At 70.1% G+C, this 20,009-nt stretch carries 21 protein-coding genes; 18 read left to right on the forward strand and 3 right to left on the reverse strand.

All coding sequences use genetic code 11. The annotated features are described in order from the left end of the window. The first annotated feature begins 13 nt into the window (after nt 1-13). The 3 genes from Q9R27_RS01395 (at nt 14) to Q9R27_RS01405 (ending at nt 4,761) form a co-directional block, all read left to right on the forward strand. Nucleotides 14-1,057, forward strand: a complete 1,044-nt coding sequence (locus Q9R27_RS01395) for a phosphatase PAP2 family protein (RefSeq protein WP_311250533.1) — start codon at nt 14-16, stop codon at nt 1,055-1,057. A 316-nt stretch (nt 1,058-1,373) separates the two neighbouring features. Continuing rightward, nucleotides 1,374-2,711: a C40 family peptidase gene (locus Q9R27_RS01400; protein WP_311250534.1), complete on the forward strand. Its 1,338-nt coding sequence runs from the start codon at nt 1,374-1,376 to the stop codon at nt 2,709-2,711. Nucleotides 2,712-2,757: 46 nt separating this feature from the next. Beyond that, nucleotides 2,758-4,761, forward strand: a complete 2,004-nt coding sequence (locus Q9R27_RS01405; protein ID WP_311250535.1) for an acyl-CoA dehydrogenase — start codon at nt 2,758-2,760, stop codon at nt 4,759-4,761. A gap of 79 nt (nt 4,762-4,840) precedes the next feature. On the opposite strand, the gene Q9R27_RS01410 is transcribed toward Q9R27_RS01405, so the two are convergent. Then, the gene (locus Q9R27_RS01410) at nt 4,841-5,341 is read right to left on the reverse strand and encodes an inorganic diphosphatase (protein WP_311250536.1); all 501 of its coding nucleotides are present in this window, start codon (nt 5,339-5,341) and stop codon (nt 4,841-4,843) included. Nucleotides 5,342-5,462: 121 nt separating this feature from the next. Between Q9R27_RS01410 and dacB the strand changes: the two genes are divergently transcribed. The 12 genes from dacB (at nt 5,463) to Q9R27_RS01470 (ending at nt 15,954) form a co-directional block, all read left to right on the forward strand. Further along, complete coding sequence (gene dacB, locus Q9R27_RS01415; protein WP_311250537.1) at nt 5,463-6,995, forward strand: D-alanyl-D-alanine carboxypeptidase/D-alanyl-D-alanine-endopeptidase; 1,533 nt, start codon at nt 5,463-5,465, stop codon at nt 6,993-6,995. A gap of 36 nt (nt 6,996-7,031) precedes the next feature. Then, entirely contained in the window at nt 7,032-8,150 is a 1,119-nt protein-coding gene (locus Q9R27_RS01420) for a zinc-dependent metalloprotease (protein WP_311250538.1), read from the forward strand. Further along, nucleotides 8,147-9,124 (forward strand): tRNA lysidine(34) synthetase TilS, encoded by a 978-nt coding sequence (tilS, locus tag Q9R27_RS01425; protein WP_311250539.1) that lies wholly within the window; start codon nt 8,147-8,149, stop codon nt 9,122-9,124. The genes Q9R27_RS01420 and tilS overlap by 4 nt, the downstream gene beginning before the upstream one ends. A 117-nt stretch (nt 9,125-9,241) precedes the next feature. Beyond that, a complete protein-coding gene (hpt, locus tag Q9R27_RS01430) occupies nt 9,242-9,793 on the forward strand; it encodes a hypoxanthine phosphoribosyltransferase (protein ID WP_311250540.1) in 552 nt (183 codons plus the stop codon). A gap of 93 nt (nt 9,794-9,886) precedes the next feature. Next, complete coding sequence (gene ftsH / locus Q9R27_RS01435; RefSeq protein WP_311250541.1) at nt 9,887-11,929, forward strand: ATP-dependent zinc metalloprotease FtsH; 2,043 nt, start codon at nt 9,887-9,889, stop codon at nt 11,927-11,929. After that, nucleotides 11,926-12,540, forward strand: a complete 615-nt coding sequence (folE, locus tag Q9R27_RS01440; protein ID WP_311250542.1) for a GTP cyclohydrolase I FolE — start codon at nt 11,926-11,928, stop codon at nt 12,538-12,540. The genes ftsH and folE overlap by 4 nt, the downstream gene beginning before the upstream one ends. Before the next feature lie 26 nt (nt 12,541-12,566). Then, nucleotides 12,567-13,385 (forward strand): dihydropteroate synthase, encoded by an 819-nt coding sequence (folP, locus tag Q9R27_RS01445; RefSeq protein ID WP_311250845.1) that lies wholly within the window; start codon nt 12,567-12,569, stop codon nt 13,383-13,385. Nucleotides 13,386-13,390: 5 nt separating this feature from the next. Then, on the forward strand, nt 13,391-13,822 hold the full coding sequence (locus Q9R27_RS01450; RefSeq protein ID WP_311250543.1) for a nuclear transport factor 2 family protein: 432 nt from the start codon (nt 13,391-13,393) through the stop codon (nt 13,820-13,822). After that, on the forward strand, nt 13,822-14,193 hold the full coding sequence (gene folB, locus Q9R27_RS01455; RefSeq protein WP_311250544.1) for a dihydroneopterin aldolase: 372 nt from the start codon (nt 13,822-13,824) through the stop codon (nt 14,191-14,193). The genes Q9R27_RS01450 and folB overlap by 1 nt, the downstream gene beginning before the upstream one ends. Further along, nucleotides 14,190-14,759 carry a 2-amino-4-hydroxy-6-hydroxymethyldihydropteridine diphosphokinase gene (gene folK / locus Q9R27_RS01460; RefSeq protein ID WP_311250545.1) on the forward strand — a complete coding sequence of 190 codons (570 nt, stop codon included), beginning with the start codon at nt 14,190-14,192 and terminating at the stop codon, nt 14,757-14,759. The genes folB and folK overlap by 4 nt, the downstream gene beginning before the upstream one ends. After that, nucleotides 14,756-15,283: a DUF3180 domain-containing protein gene (locus tag Q9R27_RS01465; RefSeq protein WP_311250546.1), complete on the forward strand. Its 528-nt coding sequence runs from the start codon at nt 14,756-14,758 to the stop codon at nt 15,281-15,283. Before folK ends, Q9R27_RS01465 begins: the two co-directional genes overlap by 4 nt. A gap of 80 nt (nt 15,284-15,363) precedes the next feature. Next, nucleotides 15,364-15,954, forward strand: a complete 591-nt coding sequence (locus Q9R27_RS01470) for a hypothetical protein (protein WP_311250547.1) — start codon at nt 15,364-15,366, stop codon at nt 15,952-15,954. A 188-nt stretch (nt 15,955-16,142) separates the two neighbouring features. Here Q9R27_RS01470 and ispD read toward each other — a convergent pair whose 3' ends face one another. Both ispD and Q9R27_RS01480 read right to left on the reverse strand, forming a co-directional pair. Then, nucleotides 16,143-16,841 carry a 2-C-methyl-D-erythritol 4-phosphate cytidylyltransferase gene (ispD, locus tag Q9R27_RS01475; protein ID WP_311250548.1) on the reverse strand — a complete coding sequence of 233 codons (699 nt, stop codon included), beginning with the start codon at nt 16,839-16,841 and terminating at the stop codon, nt 16,143-16,145. Continuing rightward, nucleotides 16,838-17,581: a hypothetical protein gene (locus Q9R27_RS01480; protein WP_311250549.1), complete on the reverse strand. Its 744-nt coding sequence runs from the start codon at nt 17,579-17,581 to the stop codon at nt 16,838-16,840. Before Q9R27_RS01480 ends, ispD begins: the two co-directional genes overlap by 4 nt. 182 nt (nt 17,582-17,763) lie before the next feature. Here Q9R27_RS01480 and Q9R27_RS01485 point away from each other — a divergent pair, with 182 nt between their 5' ends. From Q9R27_RS01485 to panD, 3 genes are read left to right on the forward strand one after another with little or no spacing between them, the layout of a single operon-like run. Next, nucleotides 17,764-18,705 (forward strand): DUF2520 domain-containing protein, encoded by a 942-nt coding sequence (locus Q9R27_RS01485; protein WP_311250550.1) that lies wholly within the window; start codon nt 17,764-17,766, stop codon nt 18,703-18,705. Then, a complete protein-coding gene (gene panC / locus Q9R27_RS01490; RefSeq protein ID WP_311250551.1) occupies nt 18,705-19,589 on the forward strand; it encodes a pantoate--beta-alanine ligase in 885 nt (294 codons plus the stop codon). The genes Q9R27_RS01485 and panC overlap by 1 nt, the downstream gene beginning before the upstream one ends. After that, on the forward strand, nt 19,589-20,008 hold the full coding sequence (gene panD, locus Q9R27_RS01495) for an aspartate 1-decarboxylase (RefSeq protein WP_311250552.1): 420 nt from the start codon (nt 19,589-19,591) through the stop codon (nt 20,006-20,008). Before panC ends, panD begins: the two co-directional genes overlap by 1 nt. Nucleotide 20,009: the final 1 nt, after the last annotated feature.

Consider the following 20,009-nt stretch of genomic DNA (forward strand, 5'->3'; position numbering starts at 1 on the left):
TAGACTGCCCGGCGTGTACCGCCGCGCCTATGTACTCCTGATCGGAGTTGCCCTGTTGATGGGCGCCTTGGCCGCGATCACTGCGATCAGCGTGGGCGAGGGCCTGCGCGACCCGGAGGGCTTCCTGGGGCCGGCATGGATGCGGCTGCCGCTGATGGTCTTCGGCGCCTTCCTGCTCGACATGCTGCCGCGGGCGCTCTACCACGGGAAGTGCCGCTGGGGCGCGATGAAGCAGGTCGTCGCCGACCGCTGGCGCTCCCACTGGAACCGGGAGCGCGTCACCCTGGTCGTGCTGGGCATCGTCTGCTTCTACCTCACCTATGTGAGCTACCGGAACCTCAAGTCGTTCCTGCCCCAGGTGCACGACGCCAAGTTCGACCGCCCCCTCGACCTGCTCGACCAGGCCCTCTTCCTGGGTGCGGAGCCGGCCGTGGTGCTGCACACCGTCTTCGGTACGACGGTCACCGCCCACGTGCTCTCCCTGATCTACCTCTGGTTCCTGCCGATGGTGCCGCTGCTGCTGGCCGCCTGGCTGGTCTGGTCGCGCAACATCAGTTATGGCTACTGGTTCGCCACCTCCCAGGCGATCTGCTGGAGCCTGGGTACGGCGTCGTACTACGCGCTCCCCGCCCAGGGCCCCGGCTTCCAGTACGCCTGGCGCTACACGGACCTGGCCCACACGCCCACCACCGACCTGATGGAGAGCCTCTCCTATGGCCGGGTCGCGGTGATGTGGGGCGGCTTCGACGGCGTCCAGTCGGTGGCTGCGTTTGCCAGCCTGCACACGGCCGTCACCCTGCTGGTTGCGCTGATGGCGCAATACACGGTGCGCAACAAGGTCGTGCACTGGGTGCTGTGGATCAACTTCGGCCTGACGATCATCGCCACGCTCTACTTCGGCTGGCACTACATCGCCGATGACATCGCCGGCATCGCCATTGCGGTGGTCTCCTTCTACCTGGGTGGACTGGCGTCCGGGCAGAAGTTCGACCGGCACCGACTCTCGTCGCATCCGACGACGACGACGTCGAAGATCCCGATCGACCGCGCTTCCTGAACCATTCCTGCCCAGTCGGGCGCCCCGTCACCTGGGTGCGGCCCGGGCGATCCGTGCGCGGGCCTCGCTTGTCGTCGACCCTGCCTGCCGTCCTTGTCCGCAATGTCGCAATCAGTCCCTTTTGTGACCCCAAAGATGCCCCAATGGGAGCGGTGTCTGAATTACAACGGTGTAGTTAGTCAAGGCGACACGCCGTTAAATCGAAAAAAATCTGTGAAAAGTGTTCCCAATGTGACTCGTGACCACTAGCGTGCTGGAAGTGCCTCGGGCGGTGGGGAAGCCGCCCGAGGTCTCCAAGCGCAAAGGGGAAGTACTCGTGCGACGGACCACCACCGGACGCCCACTGGTCGCTGCAGTCGCTGGCGTCCTGGCCCTGGGGCTCTGCGTCCCGGCGGCATCGGCCGACCCGGAGAACCCGACGGCCGAGGAAGTCGCCCAGGCCCAGGAGAACGCGGAGAACGCCGAGCGCACCGTGGCCGCGGTCCAGACCGACCTGGTCCTGGCCAACCAGCGCCTGGACGAGGCCAGCATCCGCGCCGCGCAGGCGGGGGAGGCGTACAACGCGGCGAGGTGGGAACTCGACCAGGCACTGGAGCGCCTGGCCGGTGCCGAGCAGAAGGCCGAGGCGTCCCAGGCTGAACTGGCGACGTACGAAGATGCGTACTTCGACCTGATCGCCTCCACCTACGAAGCGGCCCCGGGGCTGACCAGCATCACCGCGATGACCGGTGACGGTGGCATCGAGGGCGTCCTGGAGAACGGGAACACCCTCTACAACCTGAACTCGTCGATGGGCGACGTGACCGCGAGCTATCAGGCGGCCAAGCAGGTCGCCGACCTCGCCGCAGGACAGGCCGAGGACGCCCGGGCCGCTGCCGCCCGCCTGGAGGAGGCCGCTGCGGGGGCCAAGGCCAGCGCTGACGCCCAGTCGCAGGCAGCACTCGACGAGGCGACCGCCGTCGCCAAGCGCAAGGACGAACTGATCGCCGAACTCGCCGAGCTGCAGAACATCTCGGTCGAGCTCGCCACCCGGCGCCAGGCCAACCTCGAGGCCGCGGCCCAGCGCCGCGCTGCCGAAGCGGCTGCTGCCGAGCGACGCGCCCAGGAGGCCGCGGACCGGAGCGCCCGTGAGGCCCGGGCGAAGAAGGAGCGCGAGGAACGCGAGCGCAAGGAGCGCGAGGAACGCGAGAACAACACTCCGAGCCCGACGCCCACGCCGACCCCCACGCCGGATCCCAAGCCCGACCCGAAGCCGGACCCCAAGCCCGACCCCACCCCGCCGCCGGCGAGTTCCGGCGCCCAGGGCGCGATCAGCTTCGCCCGGGCGCAGATCGGCGACCCCTACGTGTGGGCGGCCGCCGGGCCGAACGCCTGGGACTGCTCCGGGCTGACCATGATGGCCTGGCGCCAGGGCGGCAAGTCGCTGCCGCACTACTCGGTGGGGCAGTACCAGTCGACCACGCCGGTCTCGTCGAGCCAGTTGCAGCCCGGTGACCTCGTCTTCTGGGGCTCCTCCAGCAGCCCCAGTTCGATCTACCACGTGGCCATCTATGCCGGGAACGGCAAGATCATCCACGCCCCGCGCACCGGCCGCCCGGTGACCGAGGAGTCGATGTACTACTGGATCCCGCCGAACTTCTTCTCCCGGCCCTGAGCCAGGGCGTTCCCTGCCGTGATGCGCGGCGGGTAACGTTCCGACCATGGCCACTGAGACGTTCCCCGAGACCGAATCCACCGAGCCTGACGAGTCCGCAGCCGACGACGGCTATGTCCAGCCCGAGGTCGACGTCGCGGCGCTGGCCCAGTTGCTCGACGGTGATTACGCCGAGGTCCGCGACCTGGTCAGGCGCAACCTGGTCGAGAACGCCGACGTCCTGACCGACGCCGAGACGATGGGGCACGAGGAGTTCCGTGACCGGGTCCGTGACGTCGTCGTCGCTGTCGCCCAGACCGGCCAGACCGCCCTCGGCTTCCCGGCAGCCCAGGGTGGCAAGGAGAGCACCGGTGGCGCCGTCGCCGCCTTCGAGACAATGGCCTTCGGCGACCTCTCGGTGCTGATCAAGATGGGCGTCCAGTTCGGCCTCTTCGGCGGTGCGATCCAGAACCTCGGCAACGAGGAGCATCACGCGAAGTACCTGCCTGACGTGATCTCTGGCAAGCTGCTCGGCTGCTTCGCGATGACCGAGGCGGGGCACGGCTCGAACGTGCAGGCGCTGGAGACCGTGGCGACGTACGACGCGCAGGCCCAGGAGTTCGTGATCAACACGCCGACCGACTCCGCCCACAAGGACTACATCGGCAACGCGGGCCGTCACGGGGAGATGGCCGTGGTCTTCGCCCAGCTCGTGATCGACGGCAAGTCGGAGGGCGTGCACGCCTTCGTCGTGCCGATCCGGATCGATGGCGAGCCTGCTCCCGGCGTACGGATCGCGGACAGCGGCCTGAAGATGGGACTCAACGGAGTCGACAATGGCCGGCTCTGGTTCGACGACGTACGGGTGCCGCGCACCGCGTTGCTGAACAGGTTCGCCGACGTCAGCCCCGAGGGCGTCTACTCGTCGAGCATCGAGAGTCCTGGTCGCCGCTTCTTCACCATGCTCGGCACCCTGGTCCTGGGCCGGGTCTGCGTCGGCGCCGCCGGGACCAGCGCGGCCAAGGTCGCCCTGGCCATCGCGATCAAGTACGCCGACCGGCGCCGTCAGTTCGAGTCCGGCGACGGCCAGCCCGAGCAACTGCTCCTCGACTACGGCCAGCACCAGCGCCGCCTGCTGCCGCTGCTCGCGAAGACCTACGCGCTCCACTTCGCCCAGGAGGTCCTCACCTCGCGCACCCAGGAGGCCTTCTGGGGTGACGTGGACGAGGCGACCACCCGGGCGCTGGAATCACGCGCGGCCGGGACCAAGGCCATGGCCACCTGGCATGCCACCAGCACCATCCAGGAGTGCCGCGAGGCGTGCGGCGGTGCCGGCTACATGTCACGCAACCGGTTCACCGCGCTCAAGGCCGACACCGATGTCTTCACCACCTTCGAGGGCGACAACACGGTGATGATGCAGTTGGTCGCCAAGGGCCTGCTGACCGGCTATGCGAGCGATTTCTCCGACATGGACCAGTTCGGCATGGTGAAGTTCGTCGCCGGCCTGGCCGTGGAGACCGTGGTGGAGCGGACCAACGTGCACAAGTTGCTCGAGCGGGTGCGCGACCTGCTGCCCGGCGGCGACGAGTGGGACCAGGAGGCTGGCCTGCTCGACCCCAACTTCCAGGAGGCGATGTTCCGCTTCCGCGAGGAGCACCTGGTCAGTGGCGCGGCGCGTCGGCTGAAGCGGGGCGTGGACCTGGGCATGGAGCCCGGTGAGGTCTTCTCGCGGGTCCAGGACCACGTCATCGCCATTGGCCACGCCCACGTCGAGCGCCTGGTCCTGGACGCCTTCGTGGAGAAGGTCGCCGAGATGCCGGACTCCGATAACAAGGTCGCCCTCGGCCTGCTCGTCGACCTCTATGCGTTGAGCACGATCGAGGCGAACAGCGCCTGGTACATGGAGCACGGCCGCCTCACCACGCAGCGCTCGAAGGCGATCACCAGGGAGATCAACGACCTGTGCCGCAAGATCCGCCCGCTCGCGGTCGACCTGGTCGACGCATTCGGCATCCCGGCCGAGATGATGCGCGCCGACGAGTTGCTCACCTGGGGCACGGACGCCTGAGGAAAGACGAACGGTGTCGTCTGCAGTCACGTGATGACCGCAGACGACACCGTTGTGTCATGCGTTGTGTCGCAGGGGCTCAGTAGCCGCCGTTCTCCTTGAACCGGGCGAACGAGGCCTGGACCTCGGCCTCGGCAGCCGCGCGGTCCACCCAGTCGGCGCCTTCGACGGACTTGCCCGGCTCGAGGTCCTTGTAGACCTCGAAGAAGTGCTGGATCTCGAGGCGGTCGAAGCGCGACACGTCGCCGATGTCCTGCAGGTGCTCCTGGCGCGGGTCGCCGGCGGGCACGCAGAGGACCTTGTCGTCGCCGCCGGCCTCGTCGGTCATCCGGAACATCCCGATGGCGCGGCACTTGATCAGGCAGCCCGGGAAGGTCGGGGCCTGCAGCAGCACGAGCGCGTCGAGCGGGTCGCCGTCCTGGCCGAGGCTCTCCTCGATGTAGCCGTAGTCGGCGGGGTACTGGGTGGAGGTGAACAGCAGCCGGTCCAGGCGCAGGCGCCCGCTGTGGTGGTCCACCTCGTACTTGTTGCGCTCACCCTTGGGGATCTCCACCAGGACGTCGAACTCGAGCACTGTCATCCTCCGCTTCATCAGTTCACACACGACCGGGTTCGGGCCGCACAGGATCATGGCCCGAAGAACGGGCTCGGGACATCTTCGCGCACAATGGTCCAAAACGTGGACTTGGGGAGGGGCTTCGGTGCCAACACGACGCAGGGCTGCCCGCGACGCGGGGCGCCCGAGCCGCCTGGCGGCCTGGGGTCCGGTGGTGCTGGTGCTGGCCGTGATCGCGTCCGCCTTCGCCGCCTTCGAGTACGACGTGGCCGAGCGCCTGGGGTGGGCTGCGGCCGAGGCTGACCCTGCCGAGATCGCCCCGCCCGAGGGGCTGGAGTTGCCCCAGCTGACCACTCCTGAACCGGTCGCGCAGGGCGTGGACCTCGACAGCGGCATCAGTGACGAACGGGTTGCCGCAGCGCTCGCGCCGTACGCCGATCTCCCCGAGCTCGGTGAGCGCCGGATGCTGGTCGTCGCCGGCATGGACGGCGTGGTCCACTTCCAGCAGGGCGTGGCCAGCACGGTGCCGGCCTCCACGATGAAGATCGTCACCGGCGCTGCCGCCATCGAGTCGCTGGGCGCCGAGACCACCTTCACCACCGCCGTACGGGCCGGGGCAGCGCCGGACGAGATCGTCCTGGTCGGCGGCGGTGACCCCTACCTGATGCGGGTCGCGGACCCGGACGCCTATCCGGCCCAGGCCGACCTGGCCACGCTGGCCACGCAGACCGCCCTGGCGCTGCAGGGCGCCGGGACCACCGAGGTCCGCCTCGGCTTCGACGACTCGCTCTTCTCCGGTCCCCGGGTCAGCCCCGACTGGCCGGCCAACTACATCCCGGATGCAGTGGTCTCGCCGATCTCCCCGCTCTACGCCAACCAGGGGCGCAAGGAGGACGGCTGGGGCTTCGAGGCCGACCCGGCGCTCGGCGCGGCCCGGATCTTCGCCGACGAACTGGCCAAGCGGGGGATCACCGTGACCGGTTCGCCGCGCCGCACGATCGCCCCGGCGCGGGTTGCCCCCGCAGCCCCGACCCCGACGCCGACCCCGACGCAGGCCAGCGCTGATCCGTCCGTGCCGCCAGCCCCCGCCGACCTGGTGCCCGGGCAGGAACTCGCTGCCGTGCAGAGCGCCCCGGTCTGGCAGATCGTGGACCGCGTCCTGGCCGTCAGCGACAACGAGGGGGCCGAGATCCTCGCCCATCACGTGGCGATCGCCGAGGGGGCGGATCCCACCTTCGCCGGCGCCTCGATCGCGGTCCGCGCCGTGCTCAAGCGGCTGGGCGTGAACACCTCGGACGACCGGATCCTTGACGGAAGCGGGCTTTCCCGCAAGAACCTGCTCACCGCCACGACCCTGCTGGAGGTGATGGCGCTCGCCGGCTCCGCGGAGCACCCCGAACTGCGCCCGGTGCTCACCGGGTTGCCGATCGCCGGGTTCACCGGATCGCTGGCCCGCCGATACGTCGACTCGCCTGAGCCCGGTCTGGGCCGGGTGCGCGCCAAGACCGGAACGCTCACCGGCGTACACGGGCTGGCCGGCACCACCACCGACCTGGACGGCAACGTCTTCGTCTTCGTCTTCCTGGCCGACCGGGTGGAGGTCCCCGAGACGCTGGATGCCCGGGCGGCACTGGAGGACCTGACCGCCGCGCTGGCCGCCTGCCACTGCTCTGCCTGAGCGGACCGACTTCTGCTGCGCACGTAGGGTTCACCCATGACTGATGCGCCCTCGATGATCGACTGGGAACTCGCCATCCGCCTCGGTTCCCGCTTCGCCGGGGACGGGCCGCAGGTCCCGGCGGCGGCCGCCGATGAGGCCGTCCGCGAACTGCGCGCGGGCGCCGAGCGGTCCACCGCGCTGGTCCGCGACTTCACCGGCCTGGTCGCGGCGGAGCACACCGCGCCGGTCCTGGTCGTGGACCGGGCCGGCTGGATCCGTGCCAATGCCGACTCGTTCGAGAAGATCCTGGACCCGATCGTCACCAAGCTGGCGGAAAAGAAGGGCGCCCCGTCCGGGATCGGGAAGGCCGTCGGCTCGCGGGTCACCGGGGCCGAACTCGGCTTCGTCCTCGGGTTCATGGGGTCGAAGGTGCTCGGCCAGTTCGATCCGTTCTACGGTCTCAACGGAGCCGAGCGAGGCACGAGTGAGCGACCGAGGGGCCGCGCGGGTGCAGGGAGCGACGGAGCCGGGCCAGGCACCAGCGAGCACGGGCGCCTGCTGCTGGTGGCGCCCAACGTGGTCCAGGTGGAGCAGGAACTCGAGGTCGATCCGGGCGACTTCCGGCTCTGGGTCTGCCTCCACGAGGAGACCCACCGGGTCCAGTTCACCGCGGTGCCGTGGATGCGTGAGCACCTCTATGCCCAGATGACGTCGCTGGCCGATTCGATCGAGGTGGGCAAGACCCTGGAGGAGGGGCTCAAGCGGGTTGCCGGGTCGCTGCGCGGTGACGGGCCGAGCCTCCTCGACCTGATGTCGACCCCCGAGCAACGCGAGATCATCGACCGGGTGACCGGCGTGATGTCGCTGCTCGAGGGCCATGCCGACGTGGTGATGGACGGGGTCGGACCGACGGTGATCCCGTCGGTTGCCCGGATCCGGCGCAGGTTCAACCAGCGGCGCAAGGGCGTCGGCACCCTGGACCGGCTGCTGCGCCGGGTGCTCGGGCTCGACGCCAAGATGGCGCAATATCGCGACGGCGCGGCGTTCGTGCGCCACGTGGTCGACAAGGTCGGCATGGAGGACTTCAACGCAGTGTGGGCCACGGCGGAGAACCTGCCGTCCAAGGCCGAGATCCACGACCCGGACAGTTGGGTCGCCCGGGTCCACGCATGACCCTGCATCCGGCCACGGCGGCGATCCGCGGCGTGGTCCGACGCACCCTTGGCGGGCTCGGCCCCGGTGCGACGGTGCTCGTCGCCTGCTCGGGGGGAGCGGACTCGCTGGCCCTGGTCGCCGCCACCGTCTTCGAGGCCCGCCGGTCGTCGCTGCGGGTGATCGGGGCGACCGTCGACCACGGCCTCCAGGAGGGATCCGCCGACCGCGCCGCGGCGGTGGTCGAGCAGATGGCGGCCCTCGGCTGTGACGAGACCGTCTCGGCGCGGGTCGAGGTCCCGGCGCTGCCCGGTGGGCCCGGTCCCGAGGCGGCCGCCCGCCAGGCGCGCTACGCGGTCCTGGAGCAGATGGCCGACCACTTCTCCGCCGCGCTCGTCCTGCTCGGCCACACCCGCGATGACCAGGCCGAGACCGTCCTGCTCGGCCTGGCCCGTGGCTCGGGAGGCCGCTCGATCGCCGGGATGCGCCGCAGCTTCGACCGCTTCGCCCGCCCCCTGCTCGACGTCTCCCGCGCCGACACCGCTGCTTCGTGCCGCGCCGAGGGGATCGAGGCGTGGTCCGACCCGCACAACGACGACCCGCGGTTCACCCGGGTCCGGGTGCGGCACACCGTGCTGCCGGTGCTGGAGGCCGAACTGGGCCCCGGGGTGGCCGTTGCGCTGGCGCGCACGGCGGATCTGCTCCGCCCCGACATGGAGTTCCTCGACGACCTGGCCGCTACGGCGTACGGCGACGGGCCACCGCTCGCCGTCGAGGCGCTGGCCGACCTGGCCGCACCGATCCGGACCCGGGTGCTCCGCCTGGCCGCCTTGGCTGCCGGTGCGCTGCCCGATGAGCTCTTCCACGAGCACATCACCGAGCTCGACCGGCTGGTCACCGACTGGCACGGCCAGAAGTGGGTGGACCTGCCGGGCCACCTCCGGGGACGGCGTACCGGCGGGGAGATCGTCTTCGAGTCGTCGCAAGAGGCGTGAGCCCTGGGGGTGCCCGTGCGTTCCTGCCCGATCGACATGTTGTTTCGCGTCGAACGGGCAGTTTCACAGGCGAGCCTGTGATTTGGCCGGTGGCGAGCGTGTGGCAGGCTGGCGCGCATGGATGCCTCCGATGTCGAGAGCGACCTGGTCAACGTCCTCTTCACCGAGGAGCAGATCCAGGCGAAGTTGAAGGAAATGGCCCAGCAGATCGAGGCCGACTATGCGGGCAAGGAACTCCTCATGGTGGGGGTCCTGCGCGGCGCGGTGATGGTGATGGCCGACCTGGCCCGCTCGCTCAGTGGGCACGTGGAGATGGACTGGATGGCGGTCAGCTCCTATGGCTCGGGCACCAAGTCCAGTGGTGTGGTCCGGATCCTCAAGGACCTCGACACCGACATCTCCGGGCGCCACGTGCTGGTGGTCGACGAGATCATCGACACCGGGCTGACGCTGAGCTGGCTGATCTCCAACCTGTCCAGCCGCAACCCGGCCAGCGTCGAGATCGCCACCCTGCTCCGCAAGCCGGAGGCACTGGCGATGCCGGTCGAGCCGAAGTACGTCGGCTGGGACATCCCGAACGAGTTCGTGGTCGGCTATGGCCTCGACTTCAAGGAGCGCTACCGCAACCTGCGTGACATCGGCACGCTGGCGCCGCACGTCTACTCCTGAGCCCACGCTGGGCGCGGATGTGGGCGCCCGGCCGCTTTCTGGGACCATGTACCGTCAAACGTCACATGGTCACCGCCCCGGCACACGTCTGGGATGTCCCGAGAGAAGTCTGTGAAGCGCATATTCAAGGGTCCCTGGCTCTGGATCTTCCTTGCCGTCATTGCCGTCGTACTCGGCCTGCAGTTCCTCGCGCCCGATGGTGGGTACGACGAGGTGCCGACGTCGGAGATGGAGAAGTACATCACCACCGGCCAGGTCAAGGAGATCACCTTCCTGGACAACGACCAGGAGATCCGCGCCACGCTCGATGACGACGTCGAGCGCGAGGGCGGCAACAAGGTCGTCACCCACTGGGTGACCGACCAGCAGCACGACCTGATCGTGATGGTCCGCGAGCAGATCGAGGCGGGCACCATCGAGAAGTCCAACTCGGAGAACCCGCAGCCCAGCTTCTTCGGGCAACTGCTGGCCACGCTGCTGCCGTTCGCGCTGATCATCCTGATCTTCATCTTCCTGCTCAACAGCATGCAGGGCGGCGGCGGCCGGGTGATGCAGTTCGGCAAGTCCAAGGCCAAGCTGATCTCCAAGGACATGCCCAAGTCCACCTTCGCCGACGTGGCCGGCTGCGAGGAAGCGATCGAGGAACTCGGCGAGATCAAGGAGTTCCTCCAGGAGCCCGCCAAGTTCCAGGCCGTCGGCGCCAAGATCCCCAAGGGCGTGCTGCTCTACGGCCCGCCCGGCACCGGGAAGACGCTGCTGGCCCGTGCCGTGGCCGGTGAGGCCGGGGTGCCGTTCTACTCCATCTCCGGCTCCGACTTCGTGGAGATGTTCGTCGGTGTCGGTGCCTCCCGGGTCCGTGACCTCTTCGAGCAGGCCAAGGAGAACGCCCCGGCGATCGTCTTCATCGACGAGATCGACGCGGTCGGACGCCACCGCGGTGCCGGCATGGGCGGCGGCCACGACGAGCGCGAGCAGACCCTGAACCAGCTCCTCGTCGAGATGGACGGCTTCGACGTGCGCGGCGGGGTCATCCTGATCGCGGCCACCAACCGTCCCGACGTACTTGACCCGGCGCTGCTCCGCCCGGGCCGGTTCGACCGCCAGATCGGCGTCGACGCCCCCGACCTGGCCGGGCGCCATCAGATCCTCAAGGTGCACTCGCGCGGCAAGCCGATCGCCTCCGACGTCGACCTGATGAACGTGGCACGCCGTACGCCGGGGTTCACCGGCGCCGACCTGGCCAACGTGCTCAACGAGGCCGCCCTGCTCACCGCTCGCCTCAACGAGAAGGTGATCACCACGACCTCGCTCGACGAGGCCATCGACCGCGTCATCGCCGGGCCGCAGCGCCGGACCCGGTTGATGAACGAGAAGGAAAAGCTGATCACCGCCTATCACGAGGGCGGCCACGCCCTGGTCGCGGCGGCCCTGCCCGGCACCGACCCGGTGCACAAGGTGACGATCCTGCCGCGCGGTCGGGCGCTGGGCTACACGATGGTCCTGCCCGACGAGGACAAGTACTCCCAGACCCGCTCGGAGATGCTCGACAAGCTCGCCTACATGCTGGGCGGGCGGGCCGCCGAGGAGCTGATCTTCCACGACCCGACCACCGGCGCCGGCAACGACATCGAGAAGGCCACCAACCTGGCCCGGGCGATGGTCACGCAATACGGCATGACCGAGCGGCTCGGCGCGATCAAGCTCGGCGAGACCCAGGGCGAGCCGTTCCTGGGCCGCGACATGGGGCACACCCGCAACTACTCCGAGGACATCGCCGCGATCGTCGACGAGGAGACCAAGAAGTTCCTCAACGAGGCGCACCAGGAAGCGTTCGACATCCTCGAGGAGAACCGCGACGTCCTCGACGCCTTGGTGCTGGCGCTGATGGAGCGCGAGACGCTGGACAAGGCCGAGGTGGCCGAGGTCTTCGCGCCGCTGCGCCGTCGTCCGCCCCGCCCGGCCTGGACCGGTTCGCCCGACCGCCGTCCCTCGCCCACGCCGCCGGTGGAGATCCCGGGCAGCTCCGGGGAGGACGAGGAGGAGACCCGCACCGCCGACCCGGGCCTGGCCACGCCGCACGACCCAGCGCCACCTGCCGGTGGGACGCGATTCCCCTATCCCGGTGACCAGGCATGACCGACCCGATCTCTGCGGGGAGCCGGGCCGCTGCCGACGTACCGGCGTTCGACCACGCCCGGGCCGAGGCCGCCGTCCGCGAACTGCTCCACGCGATCGGTGAGGACCCCGACCGGGAGGGCCTGCGGGAGACCCCGGCCCGCGTCGCCCGTGCGTTCGCCGAGCTGACCCAGGGACTGCGCCAGGATCCCGAGGACGTCCTGACCACCACCTTCGACCTCGGCCATGACGAGATGGTCCTGGTCCGCGACATCGAGATGTGGTCGATGTGCGAGCACCACCTGGTGCCGTTCTTCGGCGTCGCGCACGTCGGCTACATCCCCGCCGAGAGCGGCAAGATCACCGGCCTGTCCAAGCTGGCCCGCCTGGTCGACGTCTATGCCAAGCGTCCGCAGGTGCAGGAGCGGCTGACCACCCAGGTCGCCGACGCCCTGGTCGAGATCCTCGAGGCGCGGGGCGTGATCGTGGTGATCGAGGCCGAGCACCTGTGCATGACGATGCGGGGGGTGCGCAAGACCGGTGCCCGCACGATCACCTCTGCCGTGCGCGGCATCATGCACAACGCCGCCACCCGTTCCGAGGCCATGGCCCTGATCCACAGCGCCCGGTGATTGGTGGCCGCGGCGTGACCAGGGTGATGGGGATCGTCAACGTCACCCCGGACAGCTTCTCCGACGGCGGGCGCTGGGCGACCACGGACGCCGCGATCGCGCACGGCCACGACCTGCTCGCCCAGGGTGCTGACATCCTCGACATCGGTGGCGAGTCGACCCGCCCGGGCGCCACCCGGCCCCTGGTCTCTGACGAACTCGACCGGGTGGTCCCGGTGATCGAGGCGCTGGCCGCCGAGGGCGCGCTGGTCTCGGTGGACACCATGCGCGCCGAGGTCGCCGCGGCCGCGATCGCGGCCGGCGCGCGGATCGTCAACGACGTCTCGGGTGGGCTTGCCGACCCCGCAATCCTGCGGGTGGTCGCCGACAGCGAGGCACAGTACGTCGCGATGCACTGGCGCGCGCACAGTGCCCGGATGCAGCAGTTGGCGACGTACGACGGGCACGGAGGGGTGGTGGCAGCCGTGGCCGACGAACTCGGTGCTCGTGTCGAGGACGCCGAGGCGGCCGGGATTCCCCGGGAGCGGATCATCCTCGACCCGGGCCTGGGGTTCGCCAAGACCGCGGACCACAACTGGGACCTGGTCACCGGCCTGGCCGCCCTGGAGGCGCTGGGCCTGCCGATCCTGGTCGGCTCGAGTCGCAAGTCGTTCCTGGGGCTGCTGCTGGCCGATGAGCAGGGGGAGCCCCGTCCGGTCGGCGAACGGGAGGCCGCCAACGTCGCCCTGGGGACTATCCTCGCCCTGCGCGGTGTCTGGGGGCTGCGCGTGCACGACGTACGGGCGACCGTGGATGCCTTGCGCGTCGTCGGACGGGTCCAGCAGTCGACGGGGGACGGATGGTGACCAGCGTGGAGTTCTCACAGGCCCTGGAGCCGGTGGGCGGGTCGGTCGAGGAGGTGCACCGCGCCTTCTACAGCGCCTGGGAGCAGGGTGACGCCGCTGCTGCGCTGGACCTGTGGGTCGACTCTGACGACGTCTCGGTGCTCTTCCCCGGCGGGGAGCCGGTCTGGGGCCGTGAGGCGGTCCGGGCCGAGGTGGCCGAGGGGATCCGGTTGACCCGGGGCATCCAGTTCTTCTTCGAACAGCTGCGGGTCGTGGAGCACGGGGAGGTGGCCCGGCTGACCTGTGTGGAGAACGTCGCCGGACCCGAGGCGTTCGTCGACGGGTTCGAGTTGCCGGCAGCCCGGATCGCGGTGAGCAGCACTTATCTGCACACCGACGCCGGGTGGCGGATCTGGAGCCACGCCTCCGGTCCGGTGCTCTTCGAGGTGGAGCGCTGATGAGCGACGAACTGGCCATCACCGGCCTCGAGTGCTTCGGGCACCACGGGGTCTTCGACTTCGAACGCCGCGACGGCCAGGTCTTCGTGATCGACCTGGTGCTCGGGCTCGACACCCGGCCCGCTGCGGCCAGCGACGACTTGCACGAGACGGTGCATTACGGAACGCTCGTGGAAGCGGTGAAGGCCGCTGTGGAGCGTGACCCGGTCGACCTGATCGAAACGCTGGCCCAGAGGGTGGCAAATGTCTGCCTCTTGGAGCATCGTGTTGAATGGGTGCGGGTTACGGTGCACAAGCCGGACGCCCCCATTGACGCGACTTTCTCGGATGTCGCGCTGACGATCACCCGGAAGAGGACGTTGCAGCCGTGACTGAAACCCCAAACCCGAACATCATCGACGCCGACACGTTGACCGGCGAGATGCACCCGATCCGCAGGGCAGTCCTCGCCCTCGGATCGAACCTGGGGGAGCGGCTGGCCGCCCTCCAGGGCGCTGTCGACACCCTGGCCGACACCCCCGAGGTGTGGGTCACCGGCGTGTCCGGCGTCTATGAGACCGAGCCGGTCGGGAGCCCGGTCGAGGCGGACAACTTCTTCAACGCAGTGGTGCTCATCGACACCACCCTCTCCGCGGCCACGCTGATGGACCGCTGTCTGGCCATCGAGGACGCCTTCCACCGGGAGCGCCCCGTGGAGCCGAACTCGCCGCGCACCCTGGACGTGGACCTGATCGTCGTCGGCGACCGCCGCTCGGACGAGGACTTCCTGCGCCTGCCGCACCCGCGCGCCAAGGAGCGCCCCTTCGTGCTGCGCCCGTGGGCCGACCTCGAGCCCGACGCCGTGCTGCTCGACTCCGGGCCGGTCCTGGAGATCCTCGCGGGCCTCGACGAGAGCGGCATCAAGTTGCGCGAGGACCTCGCCCTCAACCTGCAGTGACCCGACCCGAGCCCGGTCCGGGGCCGTCGGATCCCGAGGAGCCGCAGCCGCATGTCGGGCTGACTCCGGTCGGCGCATTGGTGACCTGTGCGTCGATCGGACTGATCGGGGGGTGGGCGCTGCGCCCGTTGTCGCAGCAGTATGCGACGTCGTCCCCGACGCCGGGCTGGATCCAGTTCGGCACGCTGGTCTTCGTGGCGGCCTTTCTGGCCGTAGCGGCCTGGCTCACCCGGCGTACCATCGCGCAGCGGCAGTGGCTGGAGCCGCGCCATGCGGTGAACCGGCTGGCCCTGGCCAAGGCATGCGCCTTGGTCGGCGCGGCGGTGGCCGGCGGTTATGCCGGCTATGCGATCGGCTGGATCGGGGAACCAGCGCAACTTGCCGGTGAGCGGATGACCTGGTCGGCCCTCGCCTCGGGTGCGGCGGTCGGCATGTGTGTCGCGGCGTTGTTCCTGGAGCGTGCCTGCCGGGTGCCGGATGCGGACGACCCCGATGCGGCAGGGCCAGGGGCGCCGGGGAACTGAAGCCAGGCGCGGTGTGCGACACAGGGATTTCGCGCGCGCCTTGCCGGGGAATGTGAAGGATGTCAACTACTGTGACTCGCATGGCTTCCCCGACTGCTTCACCCGCCTCGCGCCGCCGCCAGCGCAGCACGCGAGTCACGGTTGCCGTTGCCCTCATCATGGTCTCTGCCGTCCTGGTCCTGGGCGCCCTGATCGCCGGCTCGATGATCCTCGTCGCCCTCGCCGCCGTGGCTGCGACCGTGCTCGGGGCCGCCGCCACCAAGATCACCCACTCCGAACTCATCCAGTCGCGCCGCGATGCCGCCCGTGACCGGGCCCGCCAAGCGCAGGACTACCGCAAGCTCGACGAGCAGCGCAGTGCCGAGCACAAGGAGTTCGCCCGGAGCATGGCCGGCCGGATCGCCAGCCGCCAGCAGCTCATCCACGAACTCGAGGGTGAACTCTCCAACGCGCAGCGCAAGCTCGCCGAGACCAACCTCAAGCTGGGCGCAGAGGCGCGTCGCGCCGAGCAGGCCGAGCAGCGCCTGGCCAGCGAGTCGGCCCTCCTCGAAGACGCCGAGATGCGCGCCGCCGAGGCGATCGTGGTGGTTGCCGAACTCGAGCAGGAGATCACCGACCTCAAGGCCGAACTCGCTGCCTGGGAGCAGGTCACGCTCCGCAAGCACGCCTGAGGCGACAACGTCGCACTTGTGCGGTGCTGTTGACGGACTGCGGAACACGCGCGGCACTTGTGCGGTGCTGTTGACGAAAACGGGGCGCACAGCCCTACTCCAGCGACGATAACCCCGCGTTACAAGGGGGTTGGCGCGCGCATTCAAGAGGGGATTGGGCGCGCGCTTACAAGGGGGTTGGGCGCGCGTTACTGCGCGAGCAGGCGCTCGGCGACCAGCAGGTCGGTCGGGGTGGTCACCTTGAGGTTGCGCTCGTCGCCCTCCACGATCGCTACCGGCACCTGCGGCAAATAGCGGCGCACCACGGTGGCGTCGTCGGTCGGCGCGAACCCCGGGTCCGCCTCGGCCAGCGCATGCGCCCGGCGGATCACGCCGAGCCGGAAGCACTGCGGGGTCTGCACACGTCGCAGCGTGGACCGCTCGGGGGTCGAGGCCAGCAGCGGCTCGGGGCCGGCGATCTCGACGATCGTGTCGGCACTGGCAATGGCGGTGGTCAACGCGTCGTACGTCGCCAGTGCGGCCAGGCAGCGGTCGATCACCGCGGCACCCACCAGCGGGCGGGCGGCATCGTGGAGCACGACCTGCGTCTCCTCGCCGTGGCCGGCACCCTCGAGCGCTGCCAGCGCCGCGCGGGTGGTGGCGTGGCGGGAGTCGGCACCCGGCAGCACCCGGGACACCTTGGTGAAGCCCGCGGCGATCTCCTCGGCCCGCGCCAGGAAGTCCGGCGCCATCAGCACCAGCACCTCGTCGATGCCGTCATGCGCCTCAAAGGAAGCCAGCGTGTGCGCGAGCAGCGGCCGACCCGCCAGCTCCAGCAACTGCTTCGGCACCTCTGCGCCCATCCGGGTGCCGATCCCGCCAGCGAGGACCACCGCGACCGTGCTCACGGGTGGCTCTCGATCCGGGTCGGGCCGTCCCCGATGACCACCTCGGCGGAGCAGGCGGTGGCCAGGGCGTCCAGGGCGACGTCGGCGACCAGGTCGCGGGTGCCGTCGGGGATCGTCGGTCCGGTGGGGCTGCGCAGGGAACCGGCCGCTGGCCGATCGCCGAGCAGGTGCCCGTGCTCGATGGCGATCGCCTCGCCGTCGGCCATGGTGCGCAGCACGTCGCGCCAGGCGGCCTCGCGAGTGGTGCCGACCTCGGCCCGCGCGAAGTCGCCGGCCAGGGGCCAGTGCACCTCCAGCCAGGCAGCGATCGACGGGGGCACGCCGGCATCGGTGACGACGAGGCCGAGCGTCTCCTGCCCGGAGATCGGGTCGACGTGGACCACCCGCGGCCGGTCGTCGTCATCGGCCTGCACCACATGGGTGGGCACGTGGGCCAGCCAGTCCACCGCGACCACGATGCCGCGGAAGCCCGCCGGTACGTCGTGGCGCAGCGACGTACCGGGAGCGAGGGAGGCCAGGGTGGGAGCGAGCCGTCCCGCTGCGCCGAGCAGGACCGCGTGCTCGTGGCGGGTGAGCCTCGGGAGCAGGAAGTCGACCAGTTCCTCCGGATCGCGCTCCAGGTGCACCGGGTGATTGCGCAGGAAGCCGGAGGCGCCATAGAGCGCGGTGTCCCAGGCAACCTTCCAGGTCGGCGCCGCAGTCCGCGGAGGCAGTGCGGGCATGCCGAGGCTGGTGCTCATGTGCCCGAGGGTATCGGCCCGACTCCGGTGTGACGCAGCCCACCGGGCGCTCCGGTTTCCACCACCGCCGCACAGGCGTACCGTTGAACGTCGAAAGCACTCCAGAGCACACGTCTGGTACCCACACCGGCCACTCGCCCAGCGAGGCGGACAGCGGAGGGACTGGAACGAAAGGCCTGAGCATGACTGCAACACGCATCCGCACGCGGATCGGCGTCGTCGGCGCCGGTCGGGTCGGTGCCGTTCTGGCCGCTGCCCTGCGCGCCGCCGGGCACGAGATCACCGCGGTCGCCGGCGAGTCCGATGCCTCCCGCGGCCGGATCGAGGCGCTGCTGCCCGGCGTGGCCATCGCCAAGCCGAGCGCCGTGGCGCGCGAGTGCGACGTCCTCCTCCTCACCGTCCCCGACGACATGCTGGCCAACGTCGTCGACGTACTCGCTGCCAGTGGCGCGATCCGCCCCGGGCAGTACGTCGTCCACACCTCCGGTCGCCACGGCCTGGAGGTGCTCGCACCAGCCGCAGCCGTGGGCGCGCGCCCGATCGCGCTGCACCCGGCGATGACCTTCACCGGCACCGACCTCGACCTGGGCCGGCTCTCCGGCATCGTATTCGGCACCACCGCCGGCGAGGCCGAGCACGCCCTGGCCGAGTCCCTGGTCGCCGACCTCGGCGGCCGGATCATGTGGGTCTCCGAGGAGCGACGCACGCTCTACCACGCCGGCCTGGCCCACGGCGCCAACCACCTGGTCACCCTGGTCGCCGAGGCGATGGAGATGCTCCGTGCCGCCGGTGGCGACAACCCTGCCGACACCCTGCGCCCGCTGCTCGAAGCAGCCCTGGACAACGCACTCCACCAGGGTGACGCCGCCCTGACCGGTCCCATCGTCCGCGGCGACGCCAACACGGTCAGCGCCCACCTGGACGACCTGGCCGCGAACGCACCGCAGACGCTCGCGTCGTACGTCGCGATGGCCCGCGCCACCCTGTCCCGTGCGGTCTCCGACGGCAGGCTCCTGCCGATCCGCGCACTCAAGATCGCCCGCCTGCTCGACGAGGCCGAGCCCCGCGCCGTCAGCCTCCCGGGCACCGGCCACCCGGCCACGGGCACCGAGGTCGGCAACTGATGGCACCGCAGCCCCCGGTGCTGGCCAGCACCCGTGCGGAACTGGCCGCGCTGCTCTCCGAACGCCGCGCCTCCGGCCAGCGGGTCGCCCTGGTCCCCACGATGGGCGCCCTCCACGCCGGGCACGCCTCGCTGATGGACCGCGCCCGGTCCGAGGTCGGCGCTGGCCCGGTGGTGGTCTCGATCTTCGTCAACCCGCTCCAGTTCGGCGCCGGCGAGGACCTGGACCGCTATCCGCGGACCCTGGACGACGACCTGGTGCTGTGCGGCGAGCACGGTGTCGACATCGTCTTCGCCCCGGCGGTCGAGGAGGTCTACCCGACCGAGCCGAGCGTCACCATCGACCCGGGCCCGATCGCTGACCTGCTCGAGGGAGCCACCCGGCCGGGCCACTTCGCCGGGGTCGCGATCGTGGTCACGAAGCTCTTCGGACTGGTCCGCCCCGACGTTGCCGTCTTCGGCCAGAAGGACTACCAGCAGCTCGCCCTGATCCGGCAGATGTCCGCAGACCTGTGCCTGGGCGTCGAGGTGATCGGCGCCGAGACCGTCCGCGAGGACGACGGCCTGGCGATGAGCTCGCGCAACCGCTACCTCTCCGGGACCGAGCGCGACCAGGCCGTGGCGTTGAGCCGCACCCTGCTCCGGGCGCGGGAGAACGCGTCGTACGGCGCGGACTCGGCGCTGGCCGCGGCCCGCGCCGAACTGCGCGCCTCGCCCGGGGTGGACCTCGACTACCTGGTGATCACGGCGCCCGACCTCGGCCCCGCCCCGGCCGAAGGTGAGGCCCGGATCCTGATCGCCGCCCGGGTCGGGACCACGCGCCTGATCGACAACATGCCCCTCCACCTGGGCCCCCACGACCCGTCAACCAAGGGAGACAGCTGATGCTGCGCACCATGATGAAGTCCAAGATCCACCGCGCCACCGTGACGCAGGCGGACCTCCACTACGTGGGATCGGTGACGATCGACGAGGACCTCCTCGACGCCGCCGACCTCCTCTCCGGCGAACTGGTCCACATCGTCGACGTGACCAACGGCGCCCGGCTCGAGACCTACACCATCGCCGGTGAGCGTGGCTCCGGGATCATCGGCATCAACGGTGCCGCCGCCCGCCTGGTCCACCCCGGCGACGTGGTGATCCTGATCGGATATGGCCAGATGGACACCGCCGAGGCCCGCGAATACCAGCCGTCGGTGGTCTTCGTCGACGCCGGCAACAAGATCCTCGCCACCGGCTTCGACCCGGCCGAGGCGCCCGAGGGATCGGGCCTGCTCCGCGGCGACGTGACTGCCAGCCACTAGT

Origin of the sequence: Nocardioides sp. AE5 (genome assembly GCF_031844485.1) — a bacterium.
Taxonomy (GTDB): Bacteria; Actinomycetota; Actinomycetes; order Propionibacteriales; family Nocardioidaceae; genus Nocardioides.